General features: G+C 70.1%; 17 protein-coding genes. 8 read left to right on the top strand and 9 right to left on the bottom strand.

Annotation, left to right across the window (positions count from 1 at the left end):
* The first annotated feature begins 30 nt into the window (after positions 1-30).
* Together KME78_RS20945 and KME78_RS20940 are read left to right on the top strand one after the other, a co-directional pair.
* A complete protein-coding gene (locus tag KME78_RS20945; RefSeq protein ID WP_246651478.1) occupies positions 31-921 on the top strand; it encodes a LysR family transcriptional regulator in 891 nt (296 codons plus the stop codon).
* Between the two features lie 90 nt (positions 922-1011).
* The gene (locus KME78_RS20940) at positions 1012-1446 is read left to right on the top strand and encodes an ester cyclase (RefSeq protein WP_219530778.1); all 435 of its coding nucleotides are present in this window, start codon (positions 1012-1014) and stop codon (positions 1444-1446) included.
* A gap of 356 nt (positions 1447-1802) precedes the next feature.
* On the opposite strand, the gene KME78_RS20935 is transcribed toward KME78_RS20940, so the two are convergent.
* Both KME78_RS20935 and KME78_RS20930 read right to left on the bottom strand, forming a co-directional pair.
* Positions 1803-2810, bottom strand: a complete 1008-nt coding sequence (locus KME78_RS20935; RefSeq protein WP_219530777.1) for a Gfo/Idh/MocA family protein — start codon at positions 2808-2810, stop codon at positions 1803-1805.
* Positions 2807-3541, bottom strand: coding sequence for a ThuA domain-containing protein (locus KME78_RS20930; RefSeq protein ID WP_246651477.1), 735 nt, complete (start codon positions 3539-3541; stop codon positions 2807-2809). Before KME78_RS20930 ends, KME78_RS20935 begins: the two co-directional genes overlap by 4 nt.
* A 547-nt stretch (positions 3542-4088) precedes the next feature.
* Here KME78_RS20930 and KME78_RS67220 point away from each other — a divergent pair.
* Both KME78_RS67220 and KME78_RS20920 read left to right on the top strand, forming a co-directional pair.
* Positions 4089-7058, top strand: coding sequence for a DUF7824 domain-containing protein (locus KME78_RS67220; protein ID WP_219530775.1), 2970 nt, complete (start codon positions 4089-4091; stop codon positions 7056-7058).
* Positions 7055-7495: a WD40 repeat domain-containing protein gene (locus KME78_RS20920; RefSeq protein ID WP_219530774.1), complete on the top strand. Its 441-nt coding sequence runs from the start codon at positions 7055-7057 to the stop codon at positions 7493-7495. Before KME78_RS67220 ends, KME78_RS20920 begins: the two co-directional genes overlap by 4 nt.
* A 67-nt stretch (positions 7496-7562) precedes the next feature.
* Here KME78_RS20920 and KME78_RS20915 read toward each other — a convergent pair whose 3' ends face one another.
* A complete protein-coding gene (locus tag KME78_RS20915) occupies positions 7563-8480 on the bottom strand; it encodes an aminoglycoside phosphotransferase family protein (RefSeq protein WP_219530773.1) in 918 nt (305 codons plus the stop codon).
* Positions 8481-8529: 49 nt separating this feature from the next.
* Positions 8530-9774 carry an MFS transporter gene (locus KME78_RS20910; protein WP_219530772.1) on the bottom strand — a complete coding sequence of 415 codons (1245 nt, stop codon included), beginning with the start codon at positions 9772-9774 and terminating at the stop codon, positions 8530-8532.
* Positions 9775-9907: 133 nt separating this feature from the next.
* Here KME78_RS20910 and KME78_RS20905 point away from each other — a divergent pair, with 133 nt between their 5' ends.
* Positions 9908-10843 (top strand): LysR family transcriptional regulator, encoded by a 936-nt coding sequence (locus tag KME78_RS20905; RefSeq protein WP_219530771.1) that lies wholly within the window; start codon positions 9908-9910, stop codon positions 10841-10843.
* A gap of 75 nt (positions 10844-10918) precedes the next feature.
* Here the strand turns inward: KME78_RS20905 and KME78_RS20900 are convergent, their stop codons facing one another.
* Positions 10919-11200 carry a hypothetical protein gene (locus KME78_RS20900; protein ID WP_219530770.1) on the bottom strand — a complete coding sequence of 94 codons (282 nt, stop codon included), beginning with the start codon at positions 11198-11200 and terminating at the stop codon, positions 10919-10921.
* Between KME78_RS20900 and KME78_RS20895 the strand changes: the two genes are divergently transcribed.
* Together KME78_RS20895 and KME78_RS20890 are read left to right on the top strand one after the other, a co-directional pair.
* The gene (locus KME78_RS20895; protein WP_219530769.1) at positions 11201-11392 is read left to right on the top strand and encodes a hypothetical protein; all 192 of its coding nucleotides are present in this window, start codon (positions 11201-11203) and stop codon (positions 11390-11392) included. It abuts the gene before it with no gap.
* A gap of 86 nt (positions 11393-11478) precedes the next feature.
* On the top strand, positions 11479-12447 hold the full coding sequence (locus KME78_RS20890) for a TolB-like translocation protein (protein WP_219530768.1): 969 nt from the start codon (positions 11479-11481) through the stop codon (positions 12445-12447).
* Between the two features lie 21 nt (positions 12448-12468).
* Here KME78_RS20890 and KME78_RS20885 read toward each other — a convergent pair whose 3' ends face one another.
* From KME78_RS20885 to KME78_RS20875, 3 genes are all read right to left on the bottom strand, one after another.
* Positions 12469-12708: a type II toxin-antitoxin system RelE family toxin gene (locus KME78_RS20885; RefSeq protein WP_219530767.1), complete on the bottom strand. Its 240-nt coding sequence runs from the start codon at positions 12706-12708 to the stop codon at positions 12469-12471.
* On the bottom strand, positions 12705-13001 hold the full coding sequence (locus KME78_RS20880) for a type II toxin-antitoxin system Phd/YefM family antitoxin (RefSeq protein WP_219530766.1): 297 nt from the start codon (positions 12999-13001) through the stop codon (positions 12705-12707). The genes KME78_RS20885 and KME78_RS20880 overlap by 4 nt, the downstream gene beginning before the upstream one ends.
* 129 nt (positions 13002-13130) lie before the next feature.
* A complete protein-coding gene (locus tag KME78_RS20875; protein ID WP_219530765.1) occupies positions 13131-14066 on the bottom strand; it encodes a GbsR/MarR family transcriptional regulator in 936 nt (311 codons plus the stop codon).
* Between the two features lie 138 nt (positions 14067-14204).
* Here KME78_RS20875 and KME78_RS20870 point away from each other — a divergent pair, with 138 nt between their 5' ends.
* Complete coding sequence (locus KME78_RS20870; protein ID WP_246651476.1) at positions 14205-15920, top strand: serine hydrolase; 1716 nt, start codon at positions 14205-14207, stop codon at positions 15918-15920.
* Positions 15921-15967: 47 nt separating this feature from the next.
* Here the strand turns inward: KME78_RS20870 and KME78_RS20865 are convergent, their stop codons facing one another.
* Positions 15968-16927, bottom strand: a complete 960-nt coding sequence (locus KME78_RS20865) for a HEAT repeat domain-containing protein (protein WP_246651537.1) — start codon at positions 16925-16927, stop codon at positions 15968-15970.
* Positions 16928-16935: the final 8 nt, after the last annotated feature.

Genomic DNA, 16935 nt, shown 5'->3' with positions numbered 1-16935 from the left:
ATATCGCTATGGTGTTATGTGCTGGGAGGCATGATGGACCTGCACACGCTCAGGCAGTTCCTGGTGGTGGCGCGGCTGGAACACCTCAGCCGCGCGGCCGACGAGCTGCGCGTCGCCCAGCCTTCGCTGAGCCGTACCATCGCCCGCCTGGAGAGTGAGCTGGGCGCGCCGCTGTTCGAGCGGAGCGGCCGGCTGCGGCTGAACGACACGGGCAAGCTCTTTCGCGGTTATGTCGAACGCTCCCTCGGTGAGCTCGACGCGGGACGGCGCGCCGTCGCGGAGGCCACCAGCGAGGGTGCGGGCACCGTGCGGCTTGGGTCGGAGACCTTCCTCACCCTCACCGGGCCGCTGGCGGCCTTCAAGGGAGCTCATCCCGCCATCGAGGTCGAACTTCTCTGGACGCCGGCCGAGGACATGGCCCGCCGCCTGCGGGCCCAGGAGGTGGATCTGTGCGTCGCCTCGCAGCCGATCCCCACCGAGGGCTTGGCGGCGACGCGGTTGCTGGATGAGGCGGTGGGGGTGGCCACGCCGTTGGATCATCCGCTGGCGGGCCGTACCTCGGTGAGCATCGACGAACTCGCCGATCAGCCCTTCATCACCGCCCGCCAGGGGCACTGGCAGCGCCGGCTCCTCGATCAGCTCTTCGCCGCCAGAGGTCTGACGCCGAAGATCGTCTGCGAGAGTGACGAGCACAGCGCCATAGCCGATCTCATCAGCGCGGGACTCGGCATCGGTCTCATCCCGGCCATCGCCCGGCGGGCCACCACCCGTGCCCCGCTCGTCTGGACCGCCGTCGACAGCCCCGACTGCCGTCGCGCGCTCACCCTGTTCTGGGGCGCCGACAGCAACCTGTCGACCGCCGCCCGCCTGATGCGTACCACGATCACCGGCTGGAACTGGATCACCGGCGAACCGCAGTGATCGTCCCCGTGGCGACGCCTCACAATCCGGGGGGCTGTCTGGTCGTAACTACCGAGACGCTGCTTTCACCACGATCCAAGGAGAGACGTCATGTCAGCAGGCCAGGAAGTGCGGAACAAGGAGACCTACCACCGCTTCCACGACGCCGTCAACAGCGGCGATCTGGAGATCATCTCGAAGGCGATCGACGAGTTCATTCACCCGGACGGGCGCTTCCACACCGCGGAGCCGACCGACATGCCCGCGGTGCAGGCGCAGAAGCGCATCTGGGGGGTCCTCCTGCGCGCGTTCCCCGACATTCACGTGACGATGGAGGATCTGCTCGCCGAGGGAGACAAGATCGTCGCTCGGCAGACGGTCACCGGGACCAACTCCGGTGAATACCGGGGCATGCCCGCGACCGGCAAATCCGTCATCTACCAGGAGATCTTCATCGCCCGCTTCGCCGACGGCCAGATCATCGACATCTGGGGAGTGGTCGACCTCTACTCACAACTGCGGCAACTCGGCCTCATCCCGGCGTAGCACCTCGCCCTTTCCGGGCCTTGACCCGCTGGTAGTGCCGGGCGGTCGCCGTGCCGCCCGTCGTGGCCAACGCGGCCTACCGCACGCTGTCGTTCGGCGTGCTCCCGCTGGGCGCCCTGATCGGCCTCCCCCCGCACTGCTGGCGGGAGGCATCGGGCTCGCGCCGGCACCGGTGTGGGTGCTGCTGTCACCCGTCCGCCACCTTCGCACCGCCGAGGACGCCCGCTCTCGCGAGGCCGAAGTCAGCGCCTGAAAGCTTGGCGTCCGACCAGGTCGCGGTGGTGGATTCCACGGGACCGTGACGTCCTCGAACAGCACGTGCCGTTCGCGTGCCGCGGCCCGGTCGGCCACGGCCGTCACCACCGCTCGACCCTCGTACGCTCCCCGGTGCGGGCCGAGGTCAGCGCGGCCTCCAGCATCGCGACGCTGCGCGCGTTGTCGGCGGCGGGCGAGGTCGGCGCGCCCGTGCCCGCGACCGCGTCGATGAACGCCCGCAGCACCCCGGCCCGCTCGAACAGCGGCAGCTCGGGCACCTCGACCGGGGTCACGTTCCCGTCCCCGTCGGTGATCGACACGGCCCGGTGGTCGTCCGGCGCGGCGCCCCACCTGAGCAGCCCGTCGTCACCGGAGATCCGCCACACCCCGGGCCACGGCGTCTGCGCGTCGACTCCCTGACTCGACAGCACGTAGTCGATCGTGATCCCGCCGTCCAGCTCGACGATGAGGCTCGCTCCCGGCGTACGGTCCTGGGCCGAACGCACCGGCGTCACCGGTACGCACGTGATCGCCACGCCCTCGCGCCCGAACAGGTGGCGCATCAGGTCGAAATGGTGGATGGCCAGCTCGATCAGCGCATTGGAGTCCCTGACGCCCTGGTGGATGCGGTGCCATTCGAGCGAGACCCGCCGGATGGTGCCGACGGCCCCCCGTTCGAGCAGCTCGCGGACGATCGGGACGCCGGGGAAGATCCGGTAGTTCTGGTCGATGCCGAAGACCAGGCCGCGCTCGGCCGCGAGGTCGGCCAGCTCCCGGGCGGTGGCCGCGTCCAGTGCGAACGGCTTCTCCAGCAACAGATGGGCGCCGGCCTGGAGCACCTGCCTGGCGACGGCGACGTGCGCGCCGATCGCGACCGGCGCGATCGCGGCCACGGCCCCGGTCGCCTCCAGCGCCTCCTCCACGGTGGCGAACACGGTGCCCGGGTCGGCGCCGGTCGCGGCGACGAACGCCGTACGCGCGTCAGGGGAGGCGTCCACCCAGCCGGTCACGTGGGCGTCGGGCAGCCGCGGGAGGATCTTGGTGGCCCAGTCCGTCCCCCACGGGCCGAGGCCGATCTGGATCAGGTTGGTGCGGTGGTCGCCGGTCATGCCTGGACCCACCAGTTCTTCGGGTACTCGCCCTGCCTGGCGGACCTCGGCTGGGGCTGGGCGGGCGGGGCCGCCCAGCGTACGGCGTTGGCCAGGATGCGCCTGATCTCGGGCTGGAAGTAGATCGGGGACTCCTCGTGCCCCGGGGCGAAGAAGAAGATCCGGCCCCGGCCCCGGTGGAAGCCGCAGCCGCTGCGCAGCACCTCGCCGCCCTGGTAGGAGCTGATGAAGACGAGCTCGTCCGGCGCGGGGATGTCGAGCGGCTCGCCGTACATCTCGCCAGCGGGGATGACGACGGGGTTGGGAACGCCGCTGACGATCTCGTGGCCCGGCAGGATCGTCCAGAGCAGCTCGCTGTCGCCGTGACGCCAGCCGGTCATCTGGCCGGACGTGCCGAGCAGGGCCTTGGCGATCTTCGAACCGATGGCGGAGTGGAGGATGAGCAGGCCCATGCCGTCGAGTACGCGCCGTTTGACCCGCTCGACCACCTCGTCGCCGACCTCGTCGTCCTTGAGATGGCTCCACCACAGCAGGACGTCGGTGGCCTCCAGCACCGCCTCACTGAGACCGTGCTCGGGCTCCTCCTGAAGCGCGACGCGTGTGTCGGCCTCGGGGCCGAGGTGTTCGGCCAGCGCCTGTTCGAGCACCACGTGCAGACCGTCGGGATACACCGACGAGACGCTGGGAAACTTCTTCTCCTCGTAGAACTCGTTCCACACGGTCACGTTCATCGTTCTCGCACCCATCGGATGTATGGCGGGGGGTCGTGCTCACTTATGCAAGCTCTGTCCACAATAGGAGGCGATCTCACGGAAGACAATGGGCGGCTTCAGCATGGATTACGTCCCAGATGGTGAGATCACGCGGCTCTGTGAGCGTCGCCGACTGTGAGATTGTTTGCTTGAGACATCCGATGAAAATGGGCTTTGGTCCAAACTGTAGGTGACGAAGGAGAATGGCCGAGGAACGCCTTTTCGCCAACCTCTCCCCAACCCCCAAACCGGCCACGGTCTGACCGGCTGCCTTCGCCGCGACACTTCCGGCCACCTCCTTCGGAGAGACGGCCGAGGTGACGGCCACCCGCACGTCCCTGGCCAGGGGAGGGGCTGGTGATACGGCGGCGGGTGCTCCAGGCGGCCATCGGATTCTGTCCCGACGGCTTCTGTCGGGGACGATCTCTATGGTCTGCGTCATGACCACCGCTCTGTCGGCGCCTCACGGCGCCCGCCTTCCGCACTCCCGCTCCCCTCGGCGTGACGGCCTCGTGGGGGTGGGCGCGTGAGCGGGTGGGAGCGTGTGGCGCGGGCCATCGACGAGGGTGACGCGTCCAGGACGGCCGATGAGGTGTTACGCCTGGATACGGCCGGGCGCCGCGAGACGGCCCGTCGGCTGCCCCGCCACATCGGCGCTGCCCGGCAGTCCACGCACGAGCGCTTCGACCGTTTGCGGGCCCAGGCCACAGCCGAGAAGGAACAGGCTCGCAAGACGTTCATCGACGCCGAGGTGGCCCGCGGCGTGCCCGAGGAGGAGGCCTTCCACCGGTGGTGGTCGACCGGCTCCCATCGCGCCCACCAGCACCGCCACGTCCCCTGGACGATGCGCGACGACTGGATCGCCCCCATGCTGATCGCGGGCGCGGGCACTCTGGGTGGCGCGGCAGCGGTCGCCGCCTGGATCTTCCGGCGCGACTTCGCCGGCCGGAGCGCAGGCCTCCCCCTGGAGCCGCTGTTGCGGGTCATCGCCGCGCGCCCACCCGAGTGGCAGGCCGACCTCGCCGTACGCGTGGCAGGACGCCTGCGCGGCACCCGTCGGCAGCTTGAGGACAGCACCGTCGCGCTGGCGCTGGAACTGCTGCGCCGCACCGCAGCTCCGCTTCCCGACCACGAGCCGCTGGTGGTCGCCTGGGTGTCCACCACGCCCGACCTCGAAAACGACCCCCTGGCCGAGCACCTGATCCCGCGCCTGTTCGAAGCCGAAGGCGTGGGCCGGGTGCTGCGCGACGACCGGGGCGCGGAGGGGCAGGAGGGCCGCCGGTCCTGGCTGTACGCGCTGCGCGACCTGGCCGAGGCCGGGCGTGTCGAGCGGGAGGCACTGGTCGACGGGTGCGTACGCCGGTTCCTGCGCGGCGGCAGCGCGACGGACCTGCGGTTCTTCGTCCGCCTGCACGATCTGCTGGAGCCCCGGCACAGCCCGGAACGTGTGCGCGACTACCTGCGGCTGCTGCCCGCCGCTCCGGGTCCGGTCGCCGAACTGGCCCTGCGGCAACTGCGCGGCGCGGGCGGGCCGAGCGGCGGAGACGGGCCGAGCGGCGGACTTGGGCCGAGCGGCGAGGACGGGCCGAGCGGCGAGGACGGGCCGAGCGGAGCGGGCGGGTTGAGTGGCGAGGACGTCAACGAGGCGGTGGCGGCGCTCCTGTTCCGCCCCGAAGGCAAGCTCGTGCGCGCCGGGCTCACCCTGCTCGACCAGGCCGCCCGTGCGGCCGGCGGTGACCTCGACCATCTGGCGCCCGCGCTGGCCTCGGCGTTCCTGTGCGAGTCCTACGAGGTCAGGCAGCGGTCCGTCCGGCTGGCCGTCAAGCACGCCGGACGGTTCACGCTGGCCGGAGCCGAGGCGGTCCGGGAGGCGGCGGGCGTTCTGCCCCCGGATCTGGCGGCCCACCTGACCGAGGCCTACGGCACCACCGCGCCGCCTCCCGGCGCCTTCGATTCCGACGGCTTCGAGGCCGTCGGGCTGCCGGCGTTCAGTGTGCCGAGCCGCCGGTCCTTCCCCGGCCCGATCGACGACCTCGCCGGCACCTTCGACCAGTTCCACCACGAATACGCGCTCGATCGGTGGCTCGACGGCTTCGTCCGCAACCCCCACAACAGGAAGCATCCACTCCGCTCGACCGACCTGTACGCCCGAAAGGAGTGGCCGAACCTGACCGACTGGACCGAGGCGCTGCTGCGCGAGTCCACCAACCCCGGACAGGAACCGCGTACCACTACCCGTCCCACTCCTCTGACTCCGGGCGTGCTCCACAACCTCGCAGCGAGCCTGGGAGAGTTGGGCTTCCCCCTTCAGGACGCCGAGAGCCTCACCGCGCCGCAACCGGAAGGGGAGCGCGTCTTCCTGGCCACGGTGCGCCAACGCGAACCGAGCCCGCGGGAGGCCGAGCCACACGAACGGCTGCCCCGCCGGCAGGCGATGTCACCGCCGTACTGGGCCATGCTCCTGCGCTGCGCCGAGATCCACAGCGCGCTGAAGGAAGAGACGCTGCCGCCGTACCTCCTGGCCACCCCGACGCGCATCTCCGGCCACATCGACCCCGCCGAGCTGGCCGACCGCATCGAGGGCTACCAGAACGCGGACGTACGGCCCCTGCCCGCCGACCTGCAGCAGGCGCTGCTGCGGCTGCCACGCGAGGTGGATCCCGAGGTGCGCGCCCAAGCCGGCCGGCTGGCCCGCCACTCCGAGGCGGGCGCCGCGCTGGAGCGCTGGCTGAGGCAGCGGCCCGAACCCGAGACGCGGCTGGAATGGCCGCCGGCCGATGCGCCCCTCGGGGCTAGGGGATGGCCGGCACCTTTCCCGCGCGCCGTCGTCCGGCTGGAGCCGACGGGGATGCCGCTGGTGGACGCGCTGCTGTCCGACCCGCCCCACTCGATCTGGAGCGTCCCCGCCGTTGGTCCGGACTCGGTGCGGCTGATGCTGCCCTCCGACCGGGAAGCGGCGGCCATGCACCTCGTCCCGCAGATGGCTCACAGCTGGCAGCACCCGGGCTACCTGCACACGTACGTGACCGCGCTCTGCTACCAGGACGGCCCCGTGGGCGAGGGGATGGCCTTCCTGCTCGGCATGCTGCTGGCCGAACACGGCTGGCACGCCGAACACTGCCGCGAACTGCTGCTGCGGGCAGCCGCCGCCAAGTGTCTGCCCGCCGAGGAGTGCGGCCGGCAGCTCGGCCTGTGCCTGCGCAGGATCGGGATCCCCATGAGCCAGGCCTGCGCGGGCCTGGAGGACGTGGCGCGCAAGGGAGCGCACCATGAGGCCTGGGCGATCATGCGCGGGTTGCTGCCGGTGTTCCTGCCGGAGCCGGGGGAGCGGGGCAACGCCGCCCACACCCGGGCCCTGGAGCTCGCCGTCCGCCTGGCCCGCTGGGCCGCGGCGCGTGGCCCGATTCCCGAGGTCGCCGGGATCGCCGCCCGCAAGGGGTCGAGCGGACTCATCCGCGCGGCCCGCCACCTGGACGAGCACCTCGGCCGGGCGTGACGCCTCACCACCCGCTGGGCCGAATCATCCGCAGAACCCTTGCCCGTCTCGCCGGCAGCGATTCCCGCGCCAGTTTCGGCGGTGAGTCCAGCTGGAACACCGAAAAGATGGCGATGTCGCCGGACGGCGACTGGCTGGCCACCGGCAGCCAGGACGGCCGGGTGCGCATAGGGGATCCGGACGGCCGCGAACGCGCCCGTCCGACCCCTCACCGGAACCGGGTCAATGCGCTTGCGATCTCCCCCGATGGTGCCTGGCCGGCCACCGGCGGGCAGGACGGGGTCGTCAAGCTGTGGAACGGCTCGCGAGAGCTGGCCTGCCAAACTGCCGAGGAGATCGCCGGCCTCGCCTGGCCGGCGGACGGAAGCGCAGTGTGCGCGGAAGGCGCCCAGAGTCTGTACGTCCTGGGCCGCCCGCGTTCGATCATGGAACGATGAGTGCGAGCAGACCCCGGCATGGCCCGGACCGCCGCGAAGGTATCCGAGCGCGGTGGGCACCGATTGATCAGCGATCGGCCGTCGCGATGAGGCGTCGCAGTGCGGCATGGGCGGGTGGGCCCCACGTGGCCTTGCCGCCTGGGCGGCCGCGGACGCCGGCTTCTCCGATATGAATGCCGCCGAGGGCGCGGCGTGCCGCCCATCCGCGTGCGCGGCGCAGGGTCGCGGCGTCCGGGGTCGGTTGGTAGGCGTCATAGAAGCGGTCGGCGGCGCCGTCCGGCAGCAGGCTCCAGGCGGCGGCGAGGTCGGCGGCCGGATCGCCCGCGAACAGGTCGCCGAAGTCGATCACGCCGCAGATGGTGCCGTCCGCGGTGAGGACGTTGGCCGGATGCAGGTCGCCGTGGAGCCATAGCGCCGGGCCTGTCCAGTCGGGCGCGGCGACGGCGTCGTCCCAGACCGCGCGGACGGCGTCCGGGTCGGGGATCAGCCCCATCTCGGTGGCCGAGGCGAGCCCCTTGACGAACCCCTCGGAGTAGTCGGCCAGTCGCCCCCCGCGGTCCCGGCCGGCGGGCGCCTGTTCGGGGGCGGGTTGGTGCAAAGCCGTCAGGAAAGCGGCCAGGACGTCGGCCGCCTCCGCGGCGCGCGTGACGGGGGCGCGGTCGGCGGGCTCGCCCTGCACCCAGGTGGTGACGATCCAGGGGTGCGGAAACAGAGCGGAGGGCTCGCCGAGGCGCTGCGGGACGGGAACCGGCAGCGGAAGGCGCGGGGCCAGGACGGGCAGCCAGGTGTACTCCTTGCGCAGCAGCTCGTCCGCGGATTCCGTCGCCCAGGGCAACCGGACGGCGAGGTCGCCGCCGAGCCGCCACAGCTGGTTGTCCCAGCCACGCGCACCGAGTCTCACAGGGTGATCAGCCAGGTCGGGGTGCTGGTCACGCAGCAGATCCCGTACCAACTCCGCGGTGATCTCGATCTCCGTGTGCGTCATGCGGAGCAACAGTAGCCGGACGGCGGCGCGGTCACAGCCTTGGCGCCGTTCAGGCGCGGCTCGGTGCCGGCTCCGGCTCGGGGAGAAGGGCGGCCGGGCGGCGGGGGAGGAGCAGCGGGGTCGCTAGCAGGAGCACGCCGGCCAGGCCGATGGCCGTACGCGGGCCGAGCAGGCCGCCCAGCACGCCCCAGACGGCCGTCAGCAGCGCGGTCGAGACCTTGATCGTCACCGACCAGGCGGACAGCATGCGGGCGACCCGGTCGGTCGCGGTGCGCTCGAGGCGGTACGTGGCGCAGACGGGGTTGAAGACCCCGCAGCAGAAGATGAGCCCAAGCTCGACGCCCATCACCAGCAGCAGGCCTCCGGTGCCCGGCCCCACGAAGACCAGGCCGATGGGCCAGAGCGCGCGCAGCGCCCCGGCCACGACCAGGACCCGGGGCTGCCCGAGCCACGTGACGAGCGGCCGGGCCAGCCGCGAACCGAGCAGCCCGCCGATCGAAGGCACGGCGAAGGCGAGGCCGTACTGCCACGGTGCGAACCCGAGTGGGCCGAGCATCAGAACGGTCAGCAGCGGCTGGGTCGCCATCACCAGGCCGTTGAACAGGGCGGTGTCGCACAACAGCCGACGCAGCGTCGTGTCGGCGAGGATGTACCGCCAACCGTCGAGCAGGTCCCGGGCCCGCATACGCGCGGCGTCCCGGCGCTGGGGCCGCGGCTCGTGCCCGCCCATCGCGCCGATGCCCAACGCCGAGAGCAGGTAGCTCACCGCGTCGGCCACCACCGTCGCCACCGGACCGAGGAGCCCGATCGCCGCGCCGCCCAGCGGCGGGCCGATGATCGTGGTCGTCCAGGACGTGGACTCGAATCGGGCGTTGGCCACCAGCAGGTCCTCGGCCCGCAGCAACGTCTTCAGGTACGCGCCGGAGGCGGCGCGGAAGGTGATGTCGGCCGCCGCGACGACGACCGAGACCAGCAGGAGCTGAAGAAAGGTGAGCACGCCGAGCGCGAACGCGGCGGGGACCGTCAGCAGCGCCCCGAACCGCACCAGGTCCATCGCGATCAGCACCGGCCGCTTGCGGCGGAACTCCACCCACGGGCCGAGCGGCACCGCCACCGCCGCACCCACCAAGGCCCCCACGCTGGAGAGCGCGGCGACCTCGGCCGGTCCGGCGTGCAACACCTGGACGGCGATCAGCGGGAACGCGCCGAAGGCGAGCCACGTACCCAGCGCGCTGGTCCCGTACGCTCCCCAGAGCCACCCGAACCGCCGCCCCAACCGGTGTCCGTTCCTCATGCCCGATGCTCCTCGCTACCCATCCGTACAACCGATCCGCGATCGGAAGCATCAAAGCGCGCGCCATATCCGGTGATCAAACAACTGCAGGGCCGTCAGCCACAACCAACGGTTGTGCCCCTAGAGTGTCGGCATGGACCTCGACACCGTCCGGACCTTCGTCGCCGCCGCCGACGCGGGGCAGTTCCAGGAGGCCGCCGCCGAGCTGGCGGTCACCCAGCAGGCCGTCTCCAAGCGCATCGCCGCGCTGGAGCGCAACCTCGGGGTGCGGCTGTTCACCCGCACCCCGCGCGGCGCCGAGCTCACCATCGATGGGCAGGCGTTCCTGCCCCACGCGCGCGAGCTGCTGCGCGTGGCCGAGCGCGCGGTCGCGTCCGTGCGCACCGGCCGCCGTCCGCTGCGCGTCGACATGCTCGCCTCGCGTAGCGCGGCATCGGGCCTGATGCGCGGCTTCCACCGCGTGTATCCCGAGATCGAGCTCGATGTGGTGATGCTGTTCGATATCGAGACGGCCATCGCCGCCATTCGGTCCGGTGCGATCGACGCGTCCTTCCGCGCCGTCGCCGTGCCCGGCCGGCCCCTTCCCGAGGACATCGACTCCGTCCGGGTGCTCGACGAGGCGCTCCAGCTCCTCACCGGACCCGCTCACGCGCTGGCCGGCGCCCGGTCGGTGACCGTCGCTCAGCTCGCCGGGCACCGGATCTGGATGCCCGGCATCGTTCCCGGAACCGAGTGGGCCGCCTATTACGACGATCTCGTCGCCGAGTTCGGCCTCACCATCGAGGCGACCGGCCCCAACTTCGGCTCCGACGCGCTCCTCGACACCATCGCCGACACCCCGGCCTTGGCCACCTTCATGGGTGAGCAGACCCGCCTGGTCTGGCCCGCCGGCCATGGCCTGCGCCGCATCCCGGTGACCGACCCGACGCCCGTCTACCCGCACTCGCTCCTATGGCAGCGCGACAACCCCCACCCAGCGCTGGCCACCCTCCGTACTCACCTCGCCGCCACAGCGACCGGCCACGACGCCGCCGGGACTTGGACGCCGAGCTGGACGATTCCGCACTGAACGCCGTTCGGGCCGATCCGCCGATCAGTCGTCCGCTGGATCCGAAGCCCCCGCACGCCGACATCGCTGCGTGGTCTAGCGGCTGGCCGCGAGGAGTTGGTGGGCGTATTCGGCGCGCAGGTCCTCCACGATGCGTCGTTGCCAAGGACGGCGGATCACGGCGTGGGTGAGTCGCCGTGAGGTTCGGGGCGTGGCCGCGATGGTCGAGGTGGCGACCACTTCCAGATCCCCACCGTCGGCGTGGCCGTCGACCCCACCTACCTCCAGCTGGACGATCCCGCGGTCCAGGCCGTCGTACGAGCCCACCGGCGCGCCCTCCAGGTGATCCAGAACGAGCCCGACATCACGGTGCGGCATATGCGGACGTTCCTCGGCGGACATACCGCGGACGAAGTCCGGGCGCATTACGAGAAGTTCATCGGACCGTACTTCACGTCCGACGGCCAAGCCGACCTCGCCGTCGGCGCCAGCGCCATCAGCGCGGTCGCCACCGAACTCGGCGTCCCCGCCACGTTCACCGCAGCCGAGTACTACCGCACCACACCCTAGGAGCCCGGCGCCGCCGAGATCCGCGTTCTGGCTTCCCCGTGATCTTGTAGGATCCGCTGACGCATCCGAGCCTGCCAGGAGCAGACATGATCATGAACTTAGCCGCCGCCATGGCCATGACCGCCGCGCTGGGCACCGCCCTCGCCCAGCCGCCGGTCGGCAAGCTGCCGGGCACCTCGGCCAAGATCGTGGCCAAGATGGCCGGTCGGCCGATCCAGCTCACCTCCTACTCGACGCCGTCGACCAGGCCGCCCTTCGCGATGCGGGTCTGGGATCCGGCCAAGCGCGCGTTCGTCGAGACCGAGGGGGACGTCGCCGTGTCGCCCGACGAGCGCTGGACGGCCACCCTCGCCCGGACCAGGCCCCCCGGCAAGCCGACGATGACGTTCGTGGACCGCGAGTCCGGCGACAGGACGAACGTGGAGCTGCCCGTCCCGGCCGATCCCGCGCAGGAGGGCCAGTACCTGCAGACACTCTGGCCCACCTGGTCCCCGGACGGCCGCCACCTGCTGCTCAACGTGTTCGAGGCGGGGTCCGAGCCCCGTTCGGAAGGCATCGTCCTGATCGACGTGCCCACGTTGAAGGCCCGTTTCGTCCGCATCGAGAACGCCCTCATCACCGTCGGCGGCTTCCAGTGGACCCGCGACGGCAAGGGTGTCGTGGTGCGCTGGGGCAAGAACGGAAAATCCGCCATCCGCCAGTACGACCTCACCGGCGCCGTCAAGCGGACCTGGCACGTACGCGGGCGCCCGGCGGATCAGGGCCAGGGGACGTTCACCCCGTCGGGCCGTCGCTTCGTCACCGCCTGCATGTCGCTGGAGACGTCGGCCTGCGTGTGGGACACGGCCACCGGCAAGGCCGTCACCAGGATCAAGCTGGGCTTCAGCCCTGTCTGGAGTCCCGTGCTGGGCTGGTACGACGAGCGCCATCTGCTCGCGGCGACCTCCAAGGGCGTGGGCATCGTGGACCTCAAGGGCAAGGTCGTCGAGACCTTGCTCACGGTGCCGAAGAAGCAGGGCCTCTATCTCCGGTTCGAGGCGCGCGGCAAAGGCTGACAACCCTCGCGTCTTATGGGCTCAGGTGTTGATCTGGAGGACCCAGATGGAGACGTGATCCGCGCTGTGGGTGTAGATCACGCGGAAAGTGTCGGTCCGTAACTCCCATGCGCTGGGAATGCCGCCATACGGTACGGCCGCGAGTGGCTCAGGATCCTCGGCGAGGTCGAACAAGGTGTCCGCGATGATGGTGCGCAGGCCGGGCGCGGCATGGCCCAGGATCTCGCGGACCGGGACGTCAACGTGGAGGAGCCGTTTCAAGAGCGCTCGCCGGGGGCTGGGAGGTCGAGGTCGGCGTACAGGGCGGCCTTGCTGTCGTACGTGATCATCTCGCGCTCGCCTCGCTCGTGGGCGGCGATCGCCTCCGCCACGCGGCCGGCCTCCAGCTCGCGGTGGGCGCGTAGGAGTTCCTGGTAGTCCTGCTCGGAGACGAGGACGGCGCGCTCGCTGCTGGAACGGCGGATGGTGGTGGGCTGGTGGCCGTGCACGGCGCGTGATACCAGGGTGCCGAGTTGGCTGCGGGCTTCGGCGATGCCCAGCGCCTCAATGGTCATGTGGATCCTCCGAGGTGTTCTCCTGCTTCGGACGGTTCTACGATACGCGGCTGGCGTGAAAAGTTGTACAACCTGAGCAACTTGTACAACTTTACCTGATTCGCACAACGCGTTGATCGCTGGAGCCCCTCAGGCCGAGCGCGGACTGCCGATCAGGGCGTCGCGTTGTGCGGAGCTCAGGCGGTCCGGCCTCGGGGCGATGGCGTACGCGCCGCGCCCGACCTGCTCCACGACGAGCGGGTCGGTGAGGATCGGACGACGGCTGATCGCGTCCAGGGCATCGGCCGCCCGCTGGACGGGCCAGTCCAGTGCCGTGGTGAGTTCGTCCACGGTGAGTGGCCGAGCGGCGTACACCAGCGCGGCCAGCACCGTCAGCACGTCGCGCATGACGGCGTCGGTGAGGCCGCTGCCGTTCATCTGCTCGCTGATCCAGGCGAAGAACTGGGCCATCTGGCCCAGCCGGGTGCCGGCGGGCGTGCCGGCGCCGAAGATCTCGATCCCGTGCCGCGCGGCCGCCGCGACCTCGGCGTGTGCCCCGGTGTCGGCTTTGAACGCCCGGAGCCAGACGTCGTCGTCGATGACGTACCGCTCGCGGCGGCCGGCCTCCTGTGTGCGCCTGACCAGCTCGATCGGCTCGAGGTAGCCGATGGCCTTGGACACCGACGCCGGGCTGACCTGGAGCCGGCGTACGAGCTCGGCGGACGTCAGGCCCCCGGAGTCGGAGGTGAGCAGGCAGACGAACACGCGAGCGGGCATCCGGGGAAGGCCGGTCTCGACCAGCAGCGTCGCGAACCGCTCCACGAAACCGCGCACGGACTCGTCCGGCCGGCCGTCGGCCGGTGACTCCGGGGCCTGAACCGGTCTGCGGCGGCGGGCGCGCTGCCCGGCGGCCTGCTGGGCGCGGTCGGCCAGGTATCCGTCGCGCGCGCTGTTGCGTGCCACTTCGCGGCTGATCGTGGACGTGGGCCTGCCCAGCCGCCGGGCGATCTCGGCGTATCCCAGCCCGTCGGCCAGCCAGATCGCGATCTGCCGGCGATTCTCGTGGGTCAGCCTGCCTCCAGGCATCGGCTCTCCTCCTCCACGGGTGCGTTCACCAACAGTACATTGCAACGACTGGTTGGCATGGGTTGCATTCATCGACAAAGCTGTTGCAACGATCTGTACGAATGACCAGTATAAAGGCGCATCATAAGGGATTTCTCGTTGACCGCATTTGAAATGCAACGTAGCCTTTTCTCGCTTGGAAAGGAACGAGGAACACCTATGACAAGAGCGTTGGATGTGGCCCGGATGCGGGCTCGCGTCTCTGAGCTGCTCGCGGAATACCGGATCCCGAGCGCCGTGATCGGCGTCCTCCGCGACGGAGAGATCACCGACTTCGCCGTCGGCGTCAAGAACATCTCCACGCGGGAGCCCGCCAGGACCGACACCATCTACCAGTGCGGCTCCGTATCCAAGACCTGGACCGCCCTAGCCTTCATGCGGCTCGTCGACGAGGGGAAAGTCGCCCTGGACGAGCCGGTGCGGACCTACCTCCCTGACTTCCGGGTCGCCGACCCCGATGTCAGCGCCAAGGTCACCTCCCGCCATCTCCTCAACCACACCAACGGCATCGAGGAGAGCTTCGGGGACCCGGGCGAGGGCGACGACGTGTACGAGCGCATGGTGGCGAACATCGCCGGCGCGAGCCAGGTCCACCCCTTGGGCCGCACGCACGGCTACAGCGCGGCCCTGGGCTACGCGATCCTCGCCCGCATCATGGAGGTGATCGACGGCAAGGGGTGGGACGACATCATGAAGGATCGCCTGTTCGACCCCTTGGGACTGACCTCGACGACCAGCCGGCATGAACACGCGGACCAGAACCGGGCCGCGACCGGATACCTGATCCGATCCCTCGAAGAGGGGCCCATCCTCTCACCGCTGGATCACCTGCCGCGCTCCTTCGGCCCCGGAGGCAATGTCAATACGACAGCCCGGGAATTGCTCACGATGGCGTACGTCTTCCTCAATGAAGGAAAGGCGCCGAACGGGACCAGAATCGTTTCACCCGGCATCATCCGCGAGATGATGGAATCACGGGTCCCCGTACCTGACCCGTACATGTTCGGGCCTGAATGGGCACTCGGCCTCATCGCGTGCGACTGGCACGGCCAAACCGTCTACGCCCACGACGGCAGTGCGGTCAGCCAGAGTGCCCGCCTGCGGATCCTGCCGGAATCGAACATCGCCATCTCGATGCTGGCGAACGCCGGCCCGCGCGACAGTTTCTACCGGAAGGTGTTCAACGAGATCCTGGCCGACCTCGGCGCGGTCACGATCCCCGACCTACCGGAGCCCGACCCGACCCTGGCCCTCGATCTGTCCAGGTACGAAGGCTCCTACGAGCGCCCCGGCACCCGCTACGACGTGGCGGCCGAACACGGGAAACTCCACCTCAGATTCACCCTGAACCCTATGGAGGCCCAACTCCTCAACAGACCACAACAGCTCGACTACGAATTGCTCCCGATCAGCGAGACCCACTTCTTGATGCCTTCTGACGATCCGCTCGAAGACCCTCAGACCGTCGCGATCTACGATTTCAAGAATGGTGCCGCACAGTATCTTCACATCAATTGCCGAGTAAGTCCGAGAGTCAATGAGGAGGATGCCACGATGCACGTCATGGCTGTTTCCACGATTTCCGACATCGATGGTTTCTGGGATTCCCTAAAGGTGGCGTACGGTCAGCTTCCCAAGGGTGCCAAGTGGACGCTGGCGGTGTCGAGCACCGACGGGACCAAGGCGGTGAACGTCATCGTCCATGACTCGATCGACGGCGTCAGGAGCTTCTTCGAGGATCAGGCCGGCGCCTTCGCCACAACGGAATACTTCGAGGCCGACGCGGCCAACGCGGTCGGCCTCCCGGCGACGTAGCCGCTCGTCGCACTGCCGTCCGCCCAAGCCCGCGCAGGAAAGATCTGTCATCGTGCGTCGCGGATCCCGAGAATGTAGGTCGCGGTGAGCGCCACGGCACGGTCTTCGTCATGTGACAGATCCGCGAGGGCCCGTGACGCCCTGGTTCCCGGGATGTCCGCGAGCGCCTGCGTCAGCCGTCGACGTGCGGACGATTCAACGCCGGCGTGGGTGAGACGATCAACGAGCCCGGTAGCGATGTGATCCGCCAACGCGGGACGACTCGCCAGCGCGCTCAGGGCGTCGGCGGCATCGACGTCATTCGTTCCCTCGACGACGATATCGATGAGCGTCGGGATCGCGTCGGCCACTCCACGGGCCCCGAGTTCCAGAGCCGCGTACCTGCGGACCACGGTGTCGGGGTTCGTGAGGGCGTCCTGCAGCAGGGTGGTCGCCGCACCGTTCGGAATCTCGGCGATGGCTTGAACGGCACGTTTGCGCACCTCGGCCGTTGGTGAGCCGAGGCCCTCCGCCAGCAGCGCGAACCCGTCATCGCCCGATTGCGCCAAAGCCCATCGAAGGGCTCCGGCGACGTTCGGGTCCGTCTCGCTCAGCACCGCCTCGACCAGTGCTTCCACCGGCATCGGAGCCTCCCCGACCGAGGACAAGGCCGCGCGCTGGCGTTTGTCGGCGCTCTTCGACCCCAACGCCTGAAGGAGCGCGACGATCTGGAGGACGTCCTCCCAGCCGCCGGGTTCCACGGCGTCGATCCGGCGCAGTCGCGTGAGCAGCTCCGTCTCAGCCGCGATGCGTTCTCGCGTCTGGCGGATGAGGTCGTCGACGAGCTCCGAGGGCGTGAAGCCGGGATCATCGAGCGCGCGCCCGACGTCACGCAGCGACAGCCCCAAGGACCGCAGACTCTCGATCTGGAAGATCCGCTGGATGTCCTCGCTGGAGTACTCCCGATAGCCGGCGTGGGTACGGCCCGTCGGTCGCACCAGGCCGAGCGCGTCGTAATGCCGGAGCATGCGGGCGC

The organism is Nonomuraea guangzhouensis (assembly GCF_019396345.1).
Classification (GTDB): domain Bacteria; phylum Actinomycetota; class Actinomycetes; order Streptosporangiales; family Streptosporangiaceae; genus Nonomuraea; species Nonomuraea guangzhouensis.
This window is presented reverse-complemented; position numbering and strand designations above follow the sequence as displayed.

Bases quoted from the DNA above. Each gene is read 5' to 3' on its own strand.
- KME78_RS20895 (WP_219530769.1), top strand. From the start codon at position 11,201: ATGCGGACGTTCCTCGGCGGACATACCGCGGACGAAGTCCGGGCGCAT.
- KME78_RS20935 (WP_219530777.1), bottom strand. From the start codon at position 2,810: ATGACCGGCGACCACCGCACCAACCTGATCCAGATCGGCCTCGGCCCG.
- KME78_RS20905 (WP_219530771.1), top strand. From the start codon at position 9,908: ATGGACCTCGACACCGTCCGGACCTTCGTCGCCGCCGCCGACGCGGGG.
- KME78_RS20915 (WP_219530773.1), bottom strand. From the start codon at position 8,480: ATGACGCACACGGAGATCGAGATCACCGCGGAGTTGGTACGGGATCTG.
- KME78_RS20930 (WP_246651477.1), bottom strand. From the start codon at position 3,541: ATGAACGTGACCGTGTGGAACGAGTTCTACGAGGAGAAGAAGTTTCCC.
- KME78_RS20875 (WP_219530765.1), bottom strand. From the start codon at position 14,066: ATGCCTGGAGGCAGGCTGACCCACGAGAATCGCCGGCAGATCGCGATC.
- KME78_RS20940 (WP_219530778.1), top strand. From the start codon at position 1,012: ATGTCAGCAGGCCAGGAAGTGCGGAACAAGGAGACCTACCACCGCTTC.
- KME78_RS20945 (WP_246651478.1), top strand. From the start codon at position 31: ATGATGGACCTGCACACGCTCAGGCAGTTCCTGGTGGTGGCGCGGCTG.
- KME78_RS20910 (WP_219530772.1), bottom strand. From the start codon at position 9,774: ATGAGGAACGGACACCGGTTGGGGCGGCGGTTCGGGTGGCTCTGGGGA.
- KME78_RS20900 (WP_219530770.1), bottom strand. From the start codon at position 11,200: ATGCCGCACCGTGATGTCGGGCTCGTTCTGGATCACCTGGAGGGCGCG.
- KME78_RS20890 (WP_219530768.1), top strand. From the start codon at position 11,479: ATGATCATGAACTTAGCCGCCGCCATGGCCATGACCGCCGCGCTGGGC.
- KME78_RS20880 (WP_219530766.1), bottom strand. From the start codon at position 13,001: ATGACCATTGAGGCGCTGGGCATCGCCGAAGCCCGCAGCCAACTCGGC.
- KME78_RS20865 (WP_246651537.1), bottom strand. From the start codon at position 16,927: ATGCTCCGGCATTACGACGCGCTCGGCCTGGTGCGACCGACGGGCCGT.